The sequence below is a fragment of the Xanthomarina gelatinilytica genome, assembly GCF_000348685.1.
GTDB lineage: Bacteria > Bacteroidota > Bacteroidia > Flavobacteriales > Flavobacteriaceae > Xanthomarina > Xanthomarina gelatinilytica.
In genome coordinates this window covers 777,477-796,650 of sequence record NZ_ANLA01000004.1, presented here as the reverse complement: position 1 = coordinate 796,650, position 19,174 = coordinate 777,477, and the positions used below count along the sequence as shown (strand labels likewise).

General features: G+C 35.8%; 17 protein-coding genes. 11 read left to right on the top strand and 6 right to left on the bottom strand.

The features are described 5' to 3' along the window. Positions 1-42 precede the first annotated feature (42 nt). From D778_RS04225 to D778_RS04215, 3 genes are all read right to left on the bottom strand, one after another. On the bottom strand, positions 43-570 hold the full coding sequence (locus tag D778_RS04225; RefSeq protein WP_007647988.1) for an inorganic diphosphatase: 528 nt from the start codon (positions 568-570) through the stop codon (positions 43-45). A 381-nt stretch (positions 571-951) separates the two neighbouring features. Next, positions 952-3,453: a DUF5686 and carboxypeptidase-like regulatory domain-containing protein gene (locus tag D778_RS04220; RefSeq protein ID WP_040491361.1), complete on the bottom strand. Its 2,502-nt coding sequence runs from the start codon at positions 3,451-3,453 to the stop codon at positions 952-954. A 65-nt stretch (positions 3,454-3,518) separates the two neighbouring features. Next, on the bottom strand, positions 3,519-4,496 hold the full coding sequence (locus D778_RS04215) for a pyruvate dehydrogenase complex E1 component subunit beta (RefSeq protein ID WP_007647979.1): 978 nt from the start codon (positions 4,494-4,496) through the stop codon (positions 3,519-3,521). A gap of 273 nt (positions 4,497-4,769) precedes the next feature. On the opposite strand from D778_RS04215, the gene D778_RS04210 reads away from it, so the two are divergent. From D778_RS04210 to lspA, 11 genes are all read left to right on the top strand, one after another. After that, the gene (locus tag D778_RS04210; protein ID WP_007647977.1) at positions 4,770-5,516 is read left to right on the top strand and encodes an electron transfer flavoprotein subunit beta/FixA family protein; all 747 of its coding nucleotides are present in this window, start codon (positions 4,770-4,772) and stop codon (positions 5,514-5,516) included. A 76-nt stretch (positions 5,517-5,592) separates the two neighbouring features. After that, positions 5,593-6,552 (top strand): electron transfer flavoprotein subunit alpha/FixB family protein, encoded by a 960-nt coding sequence (locus D778_RS04205; RefSeq protein WP_007647975.1) that lies wholly within the window; start codon positions 5,593-5,595, stop codon positions 6,550-6,552. A 163-nt stretch (positions 6,553-6,715) separates the two neighbouring features. After that, the gene (locus D778_RS04200; RefSeq protein WP_007647970.1) at positions 6,716-7,330 is read left to right on the top strand and encodes a bifunctional nuclease family protein; all 615 of its coding nucleotides are present in this window, start codon (positions 6,716-6,718) and stop codon (positions 7,328-7,330) included. 17 nt (positions 7,331-7,347) lie between these two features. Then, positions 7,348-9,060: a NupC/NupG family nucleoside CNT transporter gene (locus D778_RS04195; RefSeq protein ID WP_007647969.1), complete on the top strand. Its 1,713-nt coding sequence runs from the start codon at positions 7,348-7,350 to the stop codon at positions 9,058-9,060. 168 nt (positions 9,061-9,228) lie between these two features. Next, positions 9,229-10,053, top strand: coding sequence for a thymidylate synthase (locus D778_RS04190; protein WP_007647968.1), 825 nt, complete (start codon positions 9,229-9,231; stop codon positions 10,051-10,053). Between the two features lie 15 nt (positions 10,054-10,068). Further along, on the top strand, positions 10,069-10,881 hold the full coding sequence (locus D778_RS14125) for an energy transducer TonB (protein ID WP_007647967.1): 813 nt from the start codon (positions 10,069-10,071) through the stop codon (positions 10,879-10,881). Between the two features lie 43 nt (positions 10,882-10,924). Continuing rightward, positions 10,925-11,827, top strand: coding sequence for a dihydrofolate reductase (locus D778_RS04180; protein ID WP_007647966.1), 903 nt, complete (start codon positions 10,925-10,927; stop codon positions 11,825-11,827). A 25-nt stretch (positions 11,828-11,852) separates the two neighbouring features. Next, positions 11,853-13,136: a chloride channel protein gene (locus tag D778_RS04175; protein ID WP_040491359.1), complete on the top strand. Its 1,284-nt coding sequence runs from the start codon at positions 11,853-11,855 to the stop codon at positions 13,134-13,136. A 114-nt stretch (positions 13,137-13,250) separates the two neighbouring features. Then, positions 13,251-14,807 carry an NAD(P)/FAD-dependent oxidoreductase gene (locus D778_RS04170; RefSeq protein WP_007647964.1) on the top strand — a complete coding sequence of 519 codons (1,557 nt, stop codon included), beginning with the start codon at positions 13,251-13,253 and terminating at the stop codon, positions 14,805-14,807. Positions 14,808-15,215: 408 nt separating this feature from the next. Next, on the top strand, positions 15,216-16,109 hold the full coding sequence (fabD, locus tag D778_RS04165) for an ACP S-malonyltransferase (RefSeq protein WP_007647962.1): 894 nt from the start codon (positions 15,216-15,218) through the stop codon (positions 16,107-16,109). Then, positions 16,109-16,606, top strand: coding sequence for a signal peptidase II (lspA, locus tag D778_RS04160; RefSeq protein WP_007647961.1), 498 nt, complete (start codon positions 16,109-16,111; stop codon positions 16,604-16,606). Before fabD ends, lspA begins: the two co-directional genes overlap by 1 nt. Positions 16,607-16,639: 33 nt before the next feature. On the opposite strand, the gene D778_RS04155 is transcribed toward lspA, so the two are convergent. The 3 genes from D778_RS04155 to D778_RS04145 all read right to left on the bottom strand — a co-directional run bounded on the left by D778_RS04155 (position 16,640) and on the right by D778_RS04145 (position 19,150). Then, positions 16,640-16,831: a hypothetical protein gene (locus D778_RS04155; protein ID WP_040491455.1), complete on the bottom strand. Its 192-nt coding sequence runs from the start codon at positions 16,829-16,831 to the stop codon at positions 16,640-16,642. Between the two features lie 167 nt (positions 16,832-16,998). Then, positions 16,999-18,024, bottom strand: a complete 1,026-nt coding sequence (gene galE, locus D778_RS04150; RefSeq protein WP_007647959.1) for a UDP-glucose 4-epimerase GalE — start codon at positions 18,022-18,024, stop codon at positions 16,999-17,001. Continuing rightward, positions 18,017-19,150 carry a DegT/DnrJ/EryC1/StrS family aminotransferase gene (locus D778_RS04145; RefSeq protein ID WP_040491357.1) on the bottom strand — a complete coding sequence of 378 codons (1,134 nt, stop codon included), beginning with the start codon at positions 19,148-19,150 and terminating at the stop codon, positions 18,017-18,019. Before D778_RS04145 ends, galE begins: the two co-directional genes overlap by 8 nt. Between the last annotated feature and the right edge of the window lie 24 nt (positions 19,151-19,174).

Below are 19,174 nucleotides of genomic sequence, written 5' to 3'. Positions count from 1 at the left end.
AGCTAAAGTGATAAGGGTTTGCATTTTTAAAAATTGTTGTTATTAAATGGTAAAATCGCCATTGGTTTTATGCTCGCTCGTTTCGTAGCGTTTCACGCATTTGTTCAGGATATCGTAAGCTTCTTCGGCATTTCCCCATCCACCAACGTCCACTTTCTTTTTTTCAAGGTCTTTATATACTTGGAAGAAATGTTCAATTTCTTTTATTTGATGTGGGTTCATATCAGACAAATCGTTTAAGTTGTTCCAAATTGGATCGGAAACTGGCACACAAATCACCTTTTCATCCGGTCCTTTTTCATCTGCCATGTGAAATACACCTATGGGTTTTACCTCAACCACACACATTGGAAAAGTTGGCTCACCTCCTAACACCAAAACATCCAAAGGGTCTCCGTCTAAAGCCAATGTTTCCGGAACAAACCCGTAATCGGCTGGATACATCATGGATGAAAACAACATTCTGTCGAAACGGATTTTCTTTAAATCGAAATCATATTCATATTTGTTTCTACTTCCTTTTGGTATTTCAATTAAAACATCAAACGTTAATTTTCCTTTGCTTGTCATAAAAACTTGTTTTAGTTCCCTGGTACTGGGATTTTTTATATTCTTTTATTCTTTAATTAAAGATTGTTTTTTATAAATCGTCACCTCAAATTTAGAGGGCTGCAAAGATAGGTAAGTCTTTGGTTTTGGGCAACTAAAATAGATTTGACTTTTTTGTGTGTTCAATTTATCGTTTTTGTTTGGAAATGACACTCATGTAGAGGCCTGTTTTATGAGTGTAACTGGTAGAAACAAAATAGTCGTTTTTCATAAATTGAATCTAATGGTTGTTTTAACAAGCACTTTTTACCATGGTGGCATGGAATCGCATAAACAAACCACCAAATTGTTAAACGAACATATAGTTCCTGTAATTATAAAATTGAAAAAACAAACCTTGTATTAAAACTGAAACCCGAAGCTTCCGGTAATTCCAAAATCTCTAGCTCCAGGGTTGTTGAAATAATTGCCCCTAAAGTTAAAATCTATTCTAAAAATCCTAAAGATATTACCAATACCAACACTGTATTCGTAATAAATTTCGTCTGTAGGAGCAATTAAAGGAATATTTGATGGCGCACTTATATCTATATTTTTCTGGTCTAAATCTCCCCAAACGGCACGAAACCCAATAATCTCTCGCCAATTTAGCTTTCTCAACAACGGAATCCTGGAAAACAATCGTCCATTGAAGTTGTGTTCTAAATGCATGGCTGCATAAGTATCTGTAACAAACTCGTAGTAGTTTAATTGAGAAAACGATTTGTAAATGGAAAAGTACGATTGGTTTCCGGGCACCACACTTAATAAGCCCAAAGGAACGGTTCCAAAGGTTTTACCTGCTTCCAAAGTAGACCTTAACCTTCCAATGCCTCCCAATTGCCAAGGTTGAATATAAGACAACTGTATTTTGGTATAGTTAAAATCGCTTTTGAAAATATGCTTATCCCCTAAGCTAAATTGCGCAAAAATAGAAGCATAGGTGTCGTTTGCGTTTAAACGTTCAACACCATGACCTGTCATTTTTCTCCCAGGAAAATAAGACACAGCAAACGTGCTTTCAAATTGTTTCAAATCGGATGAAATACCTGTTGGTGACTCTGGGTCCACATAATCCAGACTAAAGGCATCTGAGGCCGAAGACAGGATTCTATAGTCTCCACCCAATCTAAATAGCACATTTTTTATGGGCTCCATTTCAATGGCCAAAGCCGTTAATTTAATGTTGGAAAGTTTATCGTTTGGAGCTGTTGTAAACAAGGCATTTGATGCCAAACTCCTACCCAATACATCTGTTGAGGTGGTTAAGCTAGCTCCTATTTGTTCAATGTCACGTCTATGTCCTGCAGAAATTATGAGTCGGTTTTTTTGATTGAGCAACCATTTTGCCGAGAAACCATATTTAAATTTATCATCTTTAAGTCCATAAGCCACAAAACCCTGTAAACGCCATAAATCGTTTGGCCCAAAATAGGTTCTTCCTCCAGCCCTTAAACGCAAGCCTTCCACATCATTATAACCAAAACTGGAAAAAATAGGGCCATAATCCATATTCCACCTATCTATTTCTATATAACCCGAAGCCAAAATACTACCCAAATTATAGAGTCGTTTAAATTTTCCAACGGTTTTCAAGGTATCCAACATCTTGTAGACCCCTTTTTCATCCTTGCTTAAAGGTTCCATTCGGTTTTGGTCCCAAAAAGCATCTTCTCGATTATAGGCGTCTTTATTATAGTCAAAAACCTCATCTTTATAGAATTTTTCGTCTTTTACTTCATTAAACACATAATTATCGTAAAGTGTTGTGCGTTTTCCGTAAATACCCCTTGACTTTTCTTTTTTATTAAATGTAAAATCGGACATAAAGTAATCGCGTTTCACCAAAAACACCGAATCGTTTAAAACTTCAAACTCCTGCTCGATATAAATTTCCTTTACCCAGTTTATGTTAGCACTTTTTGAGGCTTGCATGTTAATGTTTTTAATGGCAAAAGTTGTATCTGCCACCCAAAAATCGCCTTTAAAAGTCAACTCGTTTTTACGTCTTGGATAATAAATTATATTATAACACCACTTGTTATCTATATAAGCACTATCTGCCAACACATAATTGTAAGTGTTGATTCCTGTAGTAGAAATTGGACTTACAAAGCTTTTATCGAAAAACTTTAGGTAATTATCATACACATCATATTCTGAATACAGGTCTTTAATAAAGTCTATAATGGATTGGTTGTTGCTAAAACCGGAATTTTTATTCCCTTTTAGTTCTACCTTTTCTTTTTTAAGAATATTATCTCCATAGACTTTAGCCACTTCTTCATTAACAAAAATGGGCAAATAGGTTTTTCCTGTAACGTTTGAAGTGTCCACATGTTTAAATATAAATTCCATTCCTTTAAACAGGTTGCTTTGTATTAAGGCACTGTCAATGGTATTGAGGTCAAACTCTACTTTTTCGTATCTATCGTAAGCGTATTGGTTAAATTGTCTGAGACCATTCTTTCGTTTATGTTCCCAAATTTTTTGCATAATGGCAATAGCTGGATTTTCTTCTGCTTTTTTAGACTGTTTTCCTGCTACAATAACCACTTCGTTTAAAGCTGAAGCTGCTTCCAAAATGACAAATTTTAAATTGTAATTTACTTTTTTATCAAGAGGATACTCTATGGTTTCGTAACCTACAAAAGACACAATTAAAGTGTTCCAGGTTTCTGAAGATTCCAAATAAAAAGTACCGTTTTCGTCTGTAATGGTGCCTTCGGAAGAGTTTTTAAAAATAATATTGGCATAAGCTACTGGCTCATTGTTTTCGTCAAAAACATGACCACTCACTTTTGTTTGGGCAAACAAAAAGTTGATGCTAGAGAATAAAAATATAGCGAGTAACTTAAATTTCATATTAACAAAAAAACTTCATCAACAATATTGCCAATGAAGTCAATCTAAACTAAAATAGTAAAATTTTATTTATATAGTACTTTTTTAACAGCTTTTACCACATCGTTGCTATTAGGCAACCATTCTTCCAATAACACTGGAGAATAAGGTGCAGGTGTGTCTGCCGTATTTATTTTAATGATTGGTGCATCCAGATAATCGAAGGCTTCCGATTGAATGATATAGGTAATCTCGGTAGACACGTTTCCAAATGGCCAAGCTTCTTCCAAAACCACCAAACGGTTTGTTTTTTTAACTGATGCAATTATTACTTCTTTGTCCAATGGACGAACCGTTCTTAAATCGATTATCTCACAGGAAATGCCTTCTTTTTCCAATTCATCTGCTGCTTTATAGGCTTCCTTGATAATTTTTCCAAAGGAGACAATGGTAACATCTGTACCTTCGCGTTTTACATCGGCAACTCCCAATGGAATGGTATACTCACCTTCAGGTACTTCGCCTTTATCTCCATACATTTGTTCACTTTCCATAAAAATAACAGGATCGTCATCGCGTATGGCCGATTTTAAAAGCCCTTTGGCATCATATGGATTGGATGGCACGACCACTTTTAAACCTGGCGTATTAGCAAACCAACTTTCAAAAGCTTGAGAATGCGTTGCAGCTAATTGTCCAGCAGAAGCTGTTGGTCCACGAAACACGATAGGACATTTAAATTGCCCACCAGACATTTGTCTAATTTTTGCTGCATTGTTTATAATTTGATCAATCCCAACCAACGAGAAGTTAAAAGTCATATATTCTACAATGGGTCTGCAACCTGTCATGGTAGAACCAATGGCTATACCAGCAAAACCAAGCTCAGCAATTGGCGTATCTATAACACGTTTTGGACCAAATTCATCAAGCATGCCTTTACTAGCTTTGTAGGCTCCATTATATTCCGCTACTTCCTCACCCATTAAGTAAATGCTTTCATCTCTACGCATTTCTTCGCTCATGGCTTCGGCAATGGCTTCCCTAAATTGAATTGTTTTCATTTCTATTACTTTATTACGAAAGGCAAAAGTAAGAATTATTGATAAGAAAATAATATATTTTTAAAAGGTATAATTTATGAAATTATAAATCTTTAAGAAATTACACGAAAGTTTAACTTAATAAAAAGAACACTAAACTTTTGGCTCAAGAATAAATTGCTCTATTAATCTGAAATTTTCAATAAATTTACTATGCATGCATAGTAAATATTCTGAATAAAATAATTAACTTCGTAACCTCAAAAGAATTACACATATTTAAATAAAAACAATATGAAAATATTAGTATGTATTAGTCATGTACCTGATACGACTTCAAAAATTAATTTTACAGAAGGAGACACAAAATTTGATACCACAGGCGTACAGTTTGTAATCAATCCCAATGATGAATTTGGTTTAACTCGTGCCATGTGGTTCAAGGAAAAACAAGGAGCCAGTGTAGATGTTGTGAATGTTGGTGGTCCAGAAACAGAACCAACCTTACGTAAAGCTTTGGCCATAGGAGCAGATGCAGCCATTAGAGTGAATACTGCTGCAACTGATGGTTTTGCCGTGGCACAACAACTAGCTAAGGTGGTTCAAGATGGTGGTTACGATTTAGTGATTGCAGGACGTGAATCCATTGATTATAATGGAGGTATGGTTCCAGGCATGCTGGCTGGTTTAATAAAAGCAAATTTTGTAACAAACTGCATTAGTCTGGAGGTAGAAGGAACAAATGTCAAAGCTGTTAGGGAAATTGATGGTGGAAAAGAAACTGTCTCTACCTCTTTACCTTTAGTTATAGGTGGCCAAAAAGGCTTGGTAGAAGAAAGCGACTTGCGTATTCCAAATATGAGAGGGATCATGATGGCCAGACAAAAACCTTTAAAAGTGGTTGAACCTGTTGATGCCAATACAGAAACGGCATCTGTAAAATTTGAAAAGCCTGCTCCAAAAGGCGCTATCAAATTAATAGACCCAGATAATGTGGAAGAATTAGTGAACTTACTTCATAACGAAGCTAAGGTAATATAAATCTCAATTTTCAAAATCCCAATTCCAACAAGTCTTTTTGGAGTATAGTTTTTGGAATTCAAAATTTAAAAAAATTATGTCAGTTTTAGTATATACAGAATCCGATAAAGGAACCTTTAAAAAAACAGCTTTAGAAGTTGCTTCTTATGCAAAAACCGTTGCAGACCAAATGGGAACAACCGTTACCGCCATTACTTTTAATGCCGAAGACACTTCTGTTTTAGGAAACTATGGAGTAGACAAGGTTTTAAAAGTTAACAATTCGCAATTAGAGACTTTCAATGCCAAGGCTTATGCCAGTGCCATTGCTCAAGCAGCAAAAAAAGAAGGCACCAAGGTCATTATAGTAAGTTCCAGTGCAGATAGTAAGTATTTAGCACCTCTTTTAGCCATTGATTTAGATGCTGGTTACGCTTCCAACGTGGTTGAGGCGCCTTCAAGTACGTCGCCATTCACAGTAAAACGCACAGCATTTACCAACAAAGCATTTAATATGACAGCTATAAACACAGATGTAAAAATAGTTGGCGTATCCAAGAATGCCTTTGGGGTAAAAGAAAATTCAGGAAGTGCCTCTGCAGAAGATTTTTCACCATCCGTTCCAGATTTAGGAATTAAAGTAGAATCTGTTGATAAAGTTACAGGACAAGTAACCATAGCAGATGCAGAAATTGTTGTGTCTGGTGGTCGTGGTCTTAAAGGACCTGAAAACTGGGGAATGGTTGAAGAACTAGCAGACGTATTAGGAGCCGCAACTGCTTGCTCAAAACCCGTAAGTGATTTAGGCTGGAGACCTCATAGCGAACACGTTGGGCAAACCGGGAAACCTGTAGCTGCCAACTTGTATATTGCCATTGGTATTTCTGGAGCCATTCAACATCTTGCCGGTATTAATGCCAGTAAAGTAAAAGTGGTTATCAATACAGATCCTGAAGCACCTTTCTTTAAAGCTGCAGATTACGGAATTGTTGGTGATGCTTTTGAAGTGGTGCCAAAATTAATCGAAAAATTAAAAGCTTTTAAAGCACAGCAATAAATATTTTTTTTAACTTGTATTGTTAAAAAGAACTGTTTAAATAATGTATTTACTATCCATAACAGCTCAGATTTTGGGAATGTAGTTTAACAAAATCATCAAATATGCTTTTAAGCAGTTGGTAAAGTCCTAATTTAAACAGTTCTTTGTGTTTTAAAAATATATGAGTTTAGTACGTCTTAATATCAAAGGAATATCTTACAGTCAAACCCAAAATGGCGCTTATGCGCTCATTCTAAACGAAGTAGATGGCGACCGTAAATTACCTATAGTTATTGGAGCCTTCGAAGCGCAATCCATTGCTATTGCTCTAGAAAAAGAAATAAGACCTCCTAGACCCTTAACGCACGACCTATTTAAAAATTTTGCAGACCGTTTTGATATTGTCGTCAAGCAGGTTATTATCCATAAATTGGTAGATGGTGTATTTTATTCCAGTCTTATTTGCGAAAGGGATAAAATAGAAGAAATTATAGATGCCAGAACCAGTGATGCCATTGCCTTGGCTCTTCGTTTTAATGCACCTATTTTTACCTACAAAAACATTTTGGACAAAGCTGGGATTTATTTAAAGGTGAACCCAAAAAACGACGATGAATCTCAAGACGACAGTGTTTTGGTTGACGATTTTATTGCTGAAGAGCTGGAGTCCAGTTCTGCTAAAGATGTTTACAAAAACAAAACCCTGGACGAACTGCACACCCTTTTAGATGAAGCTGTAGCAAACGAAGACTACGAAAAAGCTGCTAAAATTCGTGATGAAATTTCAAAGCGATAACTAATTCTTCCCAACAAATGAAACAAATATTACTAGCAATTACAGCTATTTTTTTCGGAATTACATCAACCTTATTCGCTCAGGAAATTGAAAAAAAATGGCAACTTGAAAACATTCAAGATCAAGCTGGTAATCAATTGGAAGTTAAAAAAAACACTGATGGCTTAGAACTGCAACAAGGTTTCTTTAGATTCTCGGTAAGTGCAGACTCCCTTAAAGCTTCTGGAGATTATATCTACCAAAACAACCTATTGGTTTTTTATTACAACAAACCCTTCGATTCCGTAAAAAGGTACAGGATTAACGAACTTACAGACTCCACTTTGGTGTTTAAGGAAAACCATAAGACCTTTTATTTCTCCAGTGCCAAAACATCCTTTAACGAAGCTGTTGCAGTAAACACAGAAGACAGCATTAAACCAAGTGAAGGTTTTTCCTTTAACAGTCTCTGGAGAGGCCTTTTAGGAATGATTTCTTTGATATTCATTGCCTTTTTGTTCAGTTCCAACCGAAAAGCCATTAACTGGAAAACAGTAGGTATTGGTTTGGCTTTTCAACTTTTAATTGCCATTGGTGTACTAAAAGTTCCGTTTATACAAAGTGCGTTTGAGTCCATTGATGGGGTTTTTATCAGCATTTTGGATTTTACAAGGGCTGGCAGTAAATTCCTGTTTGAAGGTTTGGTAGTGGATATGGACACCTTTGGATTTATATTTGCATTCCAAGTGTTGCCAACCATTATTTTCTTTTCGGCACTGACCTCGGTTTTATTCTATCTAGGCATTATTCAAAAAGTAGTGAAGTTAATGGCCATGTTGTTAACCAAGCTCTTAAAAATTTCTGGAGCTGAAAGTTTAAGTGTGGCTGGAAACATCTTTTTAGGCCAAACAGAAGCACCACTTTTAATAAAAGCCTATTTGGAAAAAATGACCAAAAGTGAAATGCTCTTGGTGATGATTGGAGGCATGGCAACCGTTGCGGGAGCTGTACTTGCTGCATACATTGGGTTTCTAGGTGGAGACGATCCTGCTTTAAGATTGGTATATGCAAAACATTTGTTAGCGGCATCTGTGATGGCTGCTCCTGGAGCTATCGTGATTTCTAAAATTCTATATCCTCAAACCGAAGAAATTAATACCGAAGTTGAAGTATCTTCAGAAAAAATAGGCTCAAACATCTTAGATGCCATAGCAAATGGAACTACAGAAGGCTTAAGGTTGGCTGTAAATGTTGGAGCCATGTTATTGGTGTTTGTAGCATTTATTGCCATGATAAATGGTATTTTAGGGTGGATAGGGGATTTTTCTACCATCAACACCTGGATGGCAGCAAACACACCTTATCCAGCTCTTTCGTTAGAGGCTATTTTAGGAACCATATTTGCTCCTTTAATGTGGTTGATTGGAGTGGCAAGCGAAGATATTATGATGATGGGACAATTATTGGGCATTAAATTGGCTGCCAGTGAATTTGTTGGTTATATCCAATTGGCCGATTTAAAAAATGTTGCCAATGCAGTGCATTTAAACTATAACAAATCCATTATTATGGCAACTTACATGTTGTGTGGTTTTGCCAATTTTGCCTCTATAGGCATCCAAATTGGTGGCATAGGCTCCTTGGCACCTGGACAACGAAAAGTCTTGTCAGAGTTTGGTATGAAAGCACTTATAGGTGGAACCATAGCCTCATTAATTTCTGCAACAATAGCTGGAATGATCATTGGTTAGTATCAAATGGCCGCAGATAAATCAATCCTATTGCACGTAAAACATTAGTTAATAACTTTTAATATATAATCGAGCTTCAATTCTTTTGATTAGAGGCTTTTTTCTATTTTTATTTTTTGAAAATTTCAGTATAATTAAAAAAGATTCCTGCTTTCAAAGGAAGTGAACATGAAACAATATTTAGACCTAGTAAAACACGTTTTGGAAAACGGAAATGAAAAGGGAGACCGAACAGGAACTGGAACAAAAAGTGTGTTTGGTTACCAAATGCGCTTCGATTTAAGCGAAGGCTTCCCAATGGTTACCACCAAAAAACTTCATTTAAAATCCATTGTTCATGAATTGCTTTGGTTTTTAAAAGGAGACACAAACATTCAATATCTTACAGAAAATGGCGTGCGTATTTGGAACGAATGGGCAGACGAGCATGGCGATTTAGGCCCTGTTTATGGCCATCAATGGAGAAACTGGAACAACGATGAGATCGATCAAATTAAGGACATAGTAAATACTTTAAAAACAAATCCAAATAGCAGACGCATGCTGGTTTCTGCTTGGAACCCATCGGTTTTACCAGACACCTCCAAAACCTTTAGTGAAAATGTTGCCAATGGAAAAGCAGCGCTTCCTCCTTGCCATGCGTTTTTTCAGTATTATGTAGCAGATGGCAAATTATCTTGCCAACTATATCAACGCAGTGCAGACATTTTTTTGGGAGTGCCATTCAACATTGCATCTTACGCCTTATTAACCATGATGATGGCTCAGGTTTGTGGTTACCAAGCTGGCGAGTTTATTCACACCTTTGGAGATGCCCATATTTACAACAATCATTTGGAGCAATTGGAATTGCAATTATCGAGGGACCCTAAACCTCTGCCTAAAATGAAAATCAACCCAGAGGTAAAAGATATTTTCGATTTTAAATTTGAAGATTTCACTTTGGAAAATTATCAACATCATCCACATATTAAAGGAGTTGTTGCTATTTAATTTAAAACCCATTTAATGAAATTCAACCTGTCTTTATTGCTCTTTGCAATCAGCCTAATTACGTTTTCCCAAGAAACAAAACCATCGGAAGACATCATTAATTCAGAAGAAGTATCCTTTGCTTTGGTAGAACGGGTTCCCATTTACAAAGGCTGTAATGAAGATATGGACAACAAAGGGTTAAAAGAATGTTTTAATGATAAGATTAACTCTCATATTGCAGAAAACTTCAATATAAAAGTGGCAGAGAAGTTAAATTTACCAGATGAAACCATGGTGAAAATTTCTGTTTTTTTTAAAATATCAACCACAGGAAAAATAGTAGACATTAAAGCTAGAGCTCCATACCCTGAACTTGAGGCTGAAGCGATTCGCACCATAAATTTAGTACCTGAATTAAAACCTGGATTTATAGACGGAAAACCTGTTAAGGTACCATATTATCTGCCAATTACATTTAAAGTAGACAACCCCAAACCATCTAAAAACGATAAATTTCCTGTGTTTAGAAGCTGTGATGAAACACTAAGCTACGAGGCTTTAAAAGAATGTACCACAAATAAAATTAAAGATTACATAAAGGTAAGTATCAATTATGAGTTGGCAGACAAGCTTTTTCCTTTAGATAAATCAACACAATTTTTAGTGAGTTTTACCATAAACAAAAAAGGAAAAGCTGAACAAATTACTGCAAAAGCACATAAAAAAGAAATGGCAGCCGAAGCCATAAATGTTTTAAAACGCATGCCAAAATTTAAATCCCCAGGTTATAAAAACGGAAAACCAGTTGACACCAAAATGCAAATTTTAATGACCATCTTCTTCTAAAAATCATTAGAAAAGCACTAACTTTACTTTAAACTTAAGCAAGATGTTCGGAAAGAAAAAAGAAACGCCACAAATAGACAAAGAGCAATTGGAATTAATTGAAACAGCTCAAAAACGCATCAAGCAAAAAAAACGTTTGTATGCACACTTTGTTGTGTTTTTAATTGGTGCTGTGTTTTTAATTGTTGCCAATCTGGTTCTCAACATTGGCAAAGATGTTACTTTCTTAGGAATAGATTGGTTTGTTTTTGCCATTTTAGCGTGGTTGTTTTTATTTGTTTATCATCTTTTCAATGTGTTTGTAACCTCTAAAATGCTAAGTAAAAAATGGGAAGAAAAGCAACTTAACAAGCTGGTTGAAAAACAAAAAGAGCGTATCGCACAATTACAACAACAGGTCGAGAAAGACTATCCACTTTCCACTGAAAAAAAAAAGACGATAACCAGCTCCAAGAACTCTGAAATTACACTTATTGTTGCTGCTGGTGAAAATGATGCCATTGGGAAAGACAATCAGCTTATTTGGCATTTAAGCGACGACTTAAAACGCTTTAAGGAACTTACAAACGGACATCATATTATCATGGGAAGAAAGACTTTTGAAAGTTTCCCAAAGCCCTTACCCAACAGAACCCACATTGTTATTTCAAGACAGGACAATTATCAAGTCCCTTCTGGTGTGATACTTGTTAACAATCTGGAGGATGCCTTTGATGCTGCCAAAGCAGACAAACAACCTTTTGTTATTGGTGGAGGCGAAATCTATAAGCAAGCCATGCCCTATGCAGATAAAATTGAGCTTACCAGAGTTCATGAAGATTTTGAAGCAGATACATTTTTTCCTAAAATTGATACCACTATTTGGAAAGAATCCCAAAACAGGTATCATGCCAAGGATGAAAAACACCAACATGCTTTTTCGTTTATAACCTATATTAGACAATAATTTTTATTTTTTTAATACTTAAAAAGTGAAACTAAAACGTAAAAGGAAATTAGTCACTTTTCTAAATATCTTAGACCAACCCATACAATTTAATCCTTTTGTTTTTAGCAGAAAGTTTATACTATGGGCTTTACTTGGTTTATTTGGTGGAGTGATAGCCAGCATCTATTGGATTGTTTTAGAGTTTTTAACCCATAAATTAGCTTTTTTCCAGGGTTGGCAAGTTATTCCAACCATGGCAGTATGTGGTTTGTTGGCCGGTTTAATTATCCATTTTATTGGAGATCCTGGAGAAATTCAATTAATTGTTAATAACATTCGTTTTAACAAAGGCAAATTAGACCCCAAAAACAACCCTTCCATGGTGCTGTCTTCTTTACTTTGTATCGCTTCTGGTGGAAGTTTGGGTCCAGAAGCCCCTTTGGTTCAGGTAACAGGTTCTACTGGGACTTGGCTTGGAAAACTCTTTAGGTTTAAAGGCGAAGATTTACGCTCCATGAGTATTGCTGGAATGGCCTCTGGTTTTACAGCCTTATTTGGCGCTCCATTAGGTGGAAGCTTGTTTTCTTTGGAAATACTTCATCATGAGCATGCCGTAGAATACTATAAGGCCATTATTCCTGCCTTTGTTGCCAGTTGTTTTAGCTATGTGGTTTTTGCTTTTATCATTCATATAGGCATTGGACCCATTTGGGATTTACCATCTTATGAAATGCTAACCAAATTCGATTTTTTATATGCTGTACTCTTTGCTATTGCAGCTACCATTGTAGGTTGGGGTTTTATATATTGCACAAAAACCTTTAAAGTTCTATTTAAAAAACTACAAACACCTATTTACATTAAAACTTGCCTTGGAGGCATTGCTTTGGGCTTTATAGTTTTTTATTTTCCAATAACACGCTATTTTGGCCATCATGAAATTAGTCAGCTTCTTATAAGCGACTTTTCGCTTTCATTTTTAATAACCATTTTAATCTTTAAAATTCTGGCCATAGCCATTACTGTAACCTCAGGCTGGAGAGGTGGATTTATTATTCCTTTGTTTTTCTGTGGAGCTACCTTAGGGCTCATCATTCACCATTTTATTCCATCCATAAGCCTATCTTTAACTGTTGTAAGTTGTATGGCAGCTATAAATGCTTGTGTGACCCGAACACCTATGAGCACCACTATTTTATTGGCAACCTTAACTGGATTTTCGTATTTTATACCTATTTTATTTGCCAGTTTAACAGGGTATTTTTTTGCTCCTAAAATTCCCTTTATTACATCACAAATGAAAATTGAAAAAAAAGAATTGAAGTAAATTTTAGACTTCTGTTTCATTTATTAATAATCTATTGATGGTTTCAGCTTAACAACTTTGAAACTTAACAAAAACAACTTACACACATCTTTTATTTTTACCTAATTTTACCACATGATAAAAGAGCTTCAGCTACGCGTTAATTTAAAAGAAGAAGAAACACCAAACATTCTTTTAATAAAATCTGCCGAAAACTTAGGGATGTCCAGAGACAAAATCTCAGGTATTAAAGTGCTTCGTAAATCTATTGATGCCAGAAAACCTAAAATTATTTTAAACTATAAAGTAGCTGTTTATATTGACGAACCCGTTCCAAAAACTTCAGAATACACTTTCGATTATAAAGATGTTTCCAAAGCCAAACCCATCCACATTGTTGGTTTTGGTCCTGCTGGAATGTATGCTGCTTTACGTTGTATAGAACTAGGATTTAAACCTATTGTCTTGGAACGTGGTAAAAACGTACAAGATAGACGAAGGGATTTAAGAGCCATAAACCAAGACCATTTTGTAAACGAAGACTCCAATTATTGCTTTGGCGAAGGTGGTGCTGGCACTTATAGCGATGGCAAGTTATACACACGCAGTCTAAAACGTGGCGATGTGAGACGCATTTTTGAAAACTTGGTATTTCATGGAGCCACAGACCAAATTTTGGTAGATGCGCATCCACATATTGGCACCAATAAACTTCCAAAAGTGGTACAAAATATTAGGGAAACCATCATAAAATATGGAGGTGAAGTGCATTTTGAAACCCGTGTTATCGATTTCAAAATCAAAAACAACAAAATACATGCCATTCAATTATGGAATAATGCTGAATTACCAGCAACAAGAGTTATTCTAGCAACAGGACATTCGGCAAGAGATATTTTTTATCTGTTGCATAATAAAAAAATAGCCATAGAAGCAAAATCCTTTGCCATGGGAGTTCGTGTGGAACATCCACAACACATTATCGATTCCATTCAATATCATTGCTCAGGAAAAAGAAATGAATTACTTCCAGCAGCATCATACAGCCTGGTGCAACAAGTAAATAACAGAGGTGTATATTCGTTTTGTATGTGCCCTGGAGGGTTTATTGTACCTGCTGCAACTGCCAATGGTGAAGTGGTTGTAAACGGGATGTCTCCTTCAAGACGCAACAACCAATTCGCAAATTCTGGTATCGTGGTGGAATTAAATGCAGCAAAGGATTTTCCTAAATATGAACATTTTGGAGTCTTGAAAGCTTTGCAATACCAAAAAGACCTTGAGCGATTGGCTTTTACAGCTGGAGGCAGAACACAAACTGCTCCAGCTCAAAGATTAACAGATTTTGTAGAGGGTAGGTTATCTGTAGATTTAAATCCTACATCTTATCAACCTGGTTTAAAATCGGCTCCTTTACATGCTCTTTTACCAAAACTTATTGGTGGCAACTTGCGTCAAGGTTTTAAAGCCTTTGGCGAAAAAATGAAAGGATATTACACAGCTGAAGCAAATGTAGTTGGTGTTGAAAGTAGGACTTCATCCCCTGTGAGTATTCCAAGAAACGAGAACCTAGAACACCCACAGATAAAAGGCTTGTTTCCTTGTGGTGAAGGTGGAGGCTATGCTGGAGGCATTGTGTCTGCTGCCATGGATGGGGAACGTTGTGCAGAAGCAGCTGCTGTAGGATTGTAAAAATTAGAACATAGGTCGCTTCGCTTTTGGAATTAAAAATGAAGACTTTTTTAGCTGGTTTAACTTTGAGACTTTTCAACTAATAAATTTCACTTCAAATATCTGATCTAGATTGATACTTCCTATAATTAGGAGAAATAAAACACGAATCTTATAGTTGATTTTTTTATTACATAAAGTTTCGGTGAGGATACATCTGATTTCAAATAAAAACAGTTCCTATTTTCCGAAGTTGTGAAACAATTAAATAAGGATATCATAAGTTGTCAACACTAGCCAGAGATTGACTTTTGCTAAAACGGAAAGATCCCAACAAACATCCATATCCATTTAAAGTATGCATTAAATGCTATCAACCGAAAACTAATTTAAAATTTCCTATTTTTGCAACATTAAAAATAAAAATACATGAACGCATACATATTTCCTGGTCAAGGAGCACAATTTTCTGGAATGGGCTTGGACCTATACGAAGGCTCTTCTTTAGCACAAGACTTATTTGAACAAGCCAACCATATTTTGGGCTTTTCAATCACAGATATTATGTTTCAAGGATCTGCCGAAGATTTAAAAGAAACCAAGGTTACGCAACCTGCCATTTTTTTACATTCTGTTATTTTGGCTAAAATTCTAGGTGAGGATTTTAAACCGGATATGGTAGCAGGACACTCACTTGGGGAATTTTCGGCGTTGGTTGCCAATGGAACCCTAACCTTTGAAGACGGTTTGAAATTAGTTTCCAAACGTGCCATGGCCATGCAAAAAGCTTGCGAATTAAAACCTAGTACCATGGCAGCTGTATTAGGTCTAGATGATGATATTGTTGAAAAAGTTTGTGCCACAACCGAAGGTATTGTAGTGGCTGCAAATTATAATTGTCCAGGGCAATTGGTAATTTCAGGGGAAGTTATGGCCATTAACAAAGCTTGTGAAAGTTTAAAGGCAGAAGGAGCCAGACGTGCTTTGGTGCTTCCTGTTGGAGGTGCATTCCATTCACCTTTAATGGAACCTGCTCGGGAAGAGTTGGCAGATGCCATAGAAAACACGTTTTTCAACAAACCGCTTTGTCCAATTTACCAAAATGTAACTGCTTCGGCTGTATTGGACGCTGCAGCCATAAAAAGCAATTTAATTTCCCAATTGACAGCTCCTGTAAAATGGACACAGTCTGTACAGCAAATGATTGCAGATGGTGCCACCTTGTTTACTGAAGTTGGCCCTGGAAATGTATTGCAAGGTTTGGTAAAGAAAATAAATAGAGATGCACAAACAGCTTCGGCTACCTTTACAAAAGAAGCTTAATGAAACTATCCCGAAACACCTTTATCATACTTCTTATTGTTATCAACATTGCTTTAGACCAAATAACTAAAATTTTGGTAAGACTGTATGTAACACCTGGAAGTGAAACACCAATTATTGGCAATCTCTTTACCTTACACAATGTAGAAAACACAGGTGCTTTTTTAGGTATGGGAAGTGATTTAAACCCAACATTAAGACTTATTTTTCTCTTAATATTGCCTATTCTTGTTTTAGGTTATGTAACCATTCATATTATTAAAAACAAAACTTTGGACCGATTGTCCCTAATAGGGTTTTGCTGTATTGTTGGTGGAGGTATTGCCAATGTTTACGACAGAATTGTCTATGGGTCTGTTACCGATTTTTTCCACATCGATTTAGGAGGTGTTTTTAGAACCGGTATTTTTAATTTGGCAGACATGTCTGTTATGTTGGGGCTTGGGCTCTTGCTATATGCTGGTTTCAAAAATAAGAAAGAAACAGAAAATGCATAAAAAAAAGCCTCTTAATAGAGGCTTTTTTGTTTGTTATCTTGCCAGATTACATGCTTCGCAATCTTTAACTTCACCATAATAGGTTTCGCGATATTTGTGAATGGTTTTAATTGGGATGCTTAAAAAAGCTTTTTTAACATACGTTACTTTTGTTAGCAGTTCTCCCATTTTAGGTGTGTACCTTTTTTCTTCTTTTGTTTGTCTTTTAATTGTAATCAGTTTCATGTTTTCCTTTATCATTTAAGTTACAAAGGAACGAATTTGATTACAGAATTCCAAAAAACAAATACTAAATCATTGTTAATCAATATATTATTTTGAATCCTTTAACAGATAGCGCATATCGTTGACATATTGACAAGATATCATGTCTATAGGTGAAGATTCTTGAATTAGGATGGTTTAGAGATTTTTTGTTCCCATTTCCATGCCGAACGCATGGCATCGTCCAAGGTTAACTTGGCTTTCCAGCCTAATTCCAGATTGGCTTTTTTAGTATCTGCAAAAACCGAAACCACGTCTCCTGCCCTTCTTTCAGCAATTCTATAATTTAATTTTTTACCAGAAACACGTTCAAAGGAATGGATGACTTCCAATACGGAACTTCCTGTTCCAGTACCTAAATTAAACACCTCAAAATTGTTTTTATGGTTTTTATCCAATAATCTGGATAATGCAATTACATGAGCTTGGGCCAAATCAACCACATGAATGTAATCGCGAATACAGGTGCCATCTGGAGTTGGATAATCGTCTCCAAAGACTGCCAATTGGTTTCTTTTTCCTATAGCCGTTTGGGTAATAAATGGCACTAAATTTTGTGGCACACCTAAAGGGAGTTCGCCAATTAGTGCAGATTCATGAGCTCCAATAGGATTGAAATATCTTAAAGAAATGGCATTGAAATTAGTTGATACTTTACAAACATCTTGAATAATCTCCTCACCAATTTGTTTGGTGTTTCCGTAAGGGGAAATTGCGGGCTTTATTAATGCGTCTTCGTTAATGGGCAATTGATCCGGTTCTCCATAAACCGTGCAGGAAGAACTAAAAATAAAATTTTGCGACTCTAAAGGTGCATATCCTTGAAGTAAATAAATAAGCGAATTAATGTTATTTTCATAATACATTAAAGGTTCTTGCACACTTTCTCCTACAGCTTTACTAGCTGCAAAGTGTATTATACCCTGAATGTTTTTATGTTTGTTAAAGAAGCTTTGTACCAGGCTTTTGTCTTTTAAATCAATATTCTCAAAATCAGGCTTGATACCTGTAATGGCTTTAATACCGTCCAATACAGCTAATGATGAGTTTGATAAATTATCAATAATCACCACCTCGAACCCTTTTTTTTGAAGTTCAACAACTGTATGGGAGCCTATAAAACCTAGACCTCCTGTAACTAAAATTTTAGCCATTTATAAATTCAATAATTTTTTCTGAAATGTATGTTATTTGCTCATCATCCAATTCTGTGTGCATAGGTAATGAAATAACGTCTTTTACCAATTGGTTGGTAACCTCAAAATCGGCTTCATTATAACGGTCATCTTTGTATGCTTTTTGTTTGTGAAGTGGAATGGGATAATAAACTCCACAAGGAATATTGTTTTCATTTAAAAAAGCAACAAGTCCATCCCTATCAACATCTTTCAATTTAAGTGTATATTGATGAAACACATGATTGTCTGATGAACCATATTCATATGGTGTTGTTATTTTATCTATATGTTTAAAGGCTTCATTGTATTTTTTAGCTGCTTCCCTTCTAGCGTTATTGTAGCTATCCAACTTTCTCAATTTAATATCCAAAACAGCAGCTTGTATAGAATCCAATCTGGAGTTTACGCCAACCACATCATGATGGTAACGTTCGTACATACCATGGTTAACAATGCCACGAATGGTGTGTGCCAAGTCATCATTATTAGTAAAAATGGCTCCTCCATCTCCATAACATCCTAAGTTTTTAGAAGGGAAAAAAGAAGTGGAAGCAACATGGCCTATAGTTCCTGCTTTAGCTTTTTTACCGTTGCTAAATGTATAAGTGGCTCCAATGGCTTGTGCATTGTCTTCAATAACGTATAAATTGTGCTCTTTAGCAATATCCATAATGGCCTCCATATTGGCACATTGCCCAAATAAATGTACAGGAACAATAGCCTTTGTTTTTGGGGTTATGGCTTTTTTAATGGCATCCACATCAATATTGAAATCGTCTGGGTTGACATCTACCAAAACTGGTGTTAATTGGAGCAAAGCTATAACTTCTACGGTTGCTGCAAAGGTGAAATCGGCTGTTATAACCTCATCACCAGGTTTCAATCCCAAGCCCATCATGGCAATCTGCAAGGCATCTGTGCCATTGGCACAAGGAATAACATGCTTGACCCCTAAATAATTTTCAAGATTTTTTTGAAACTCATGAACCTTAGGTCCATTAATAAAAGATGTGTTTTCCAGAATTTCCTGAATGGCAGGATTAACAGCATCTTTGATACCTATATACTGACCTTTAAGGTCAACCATTTGAATTTTTTTCATACTGTACGAAATTACAAAATTAGT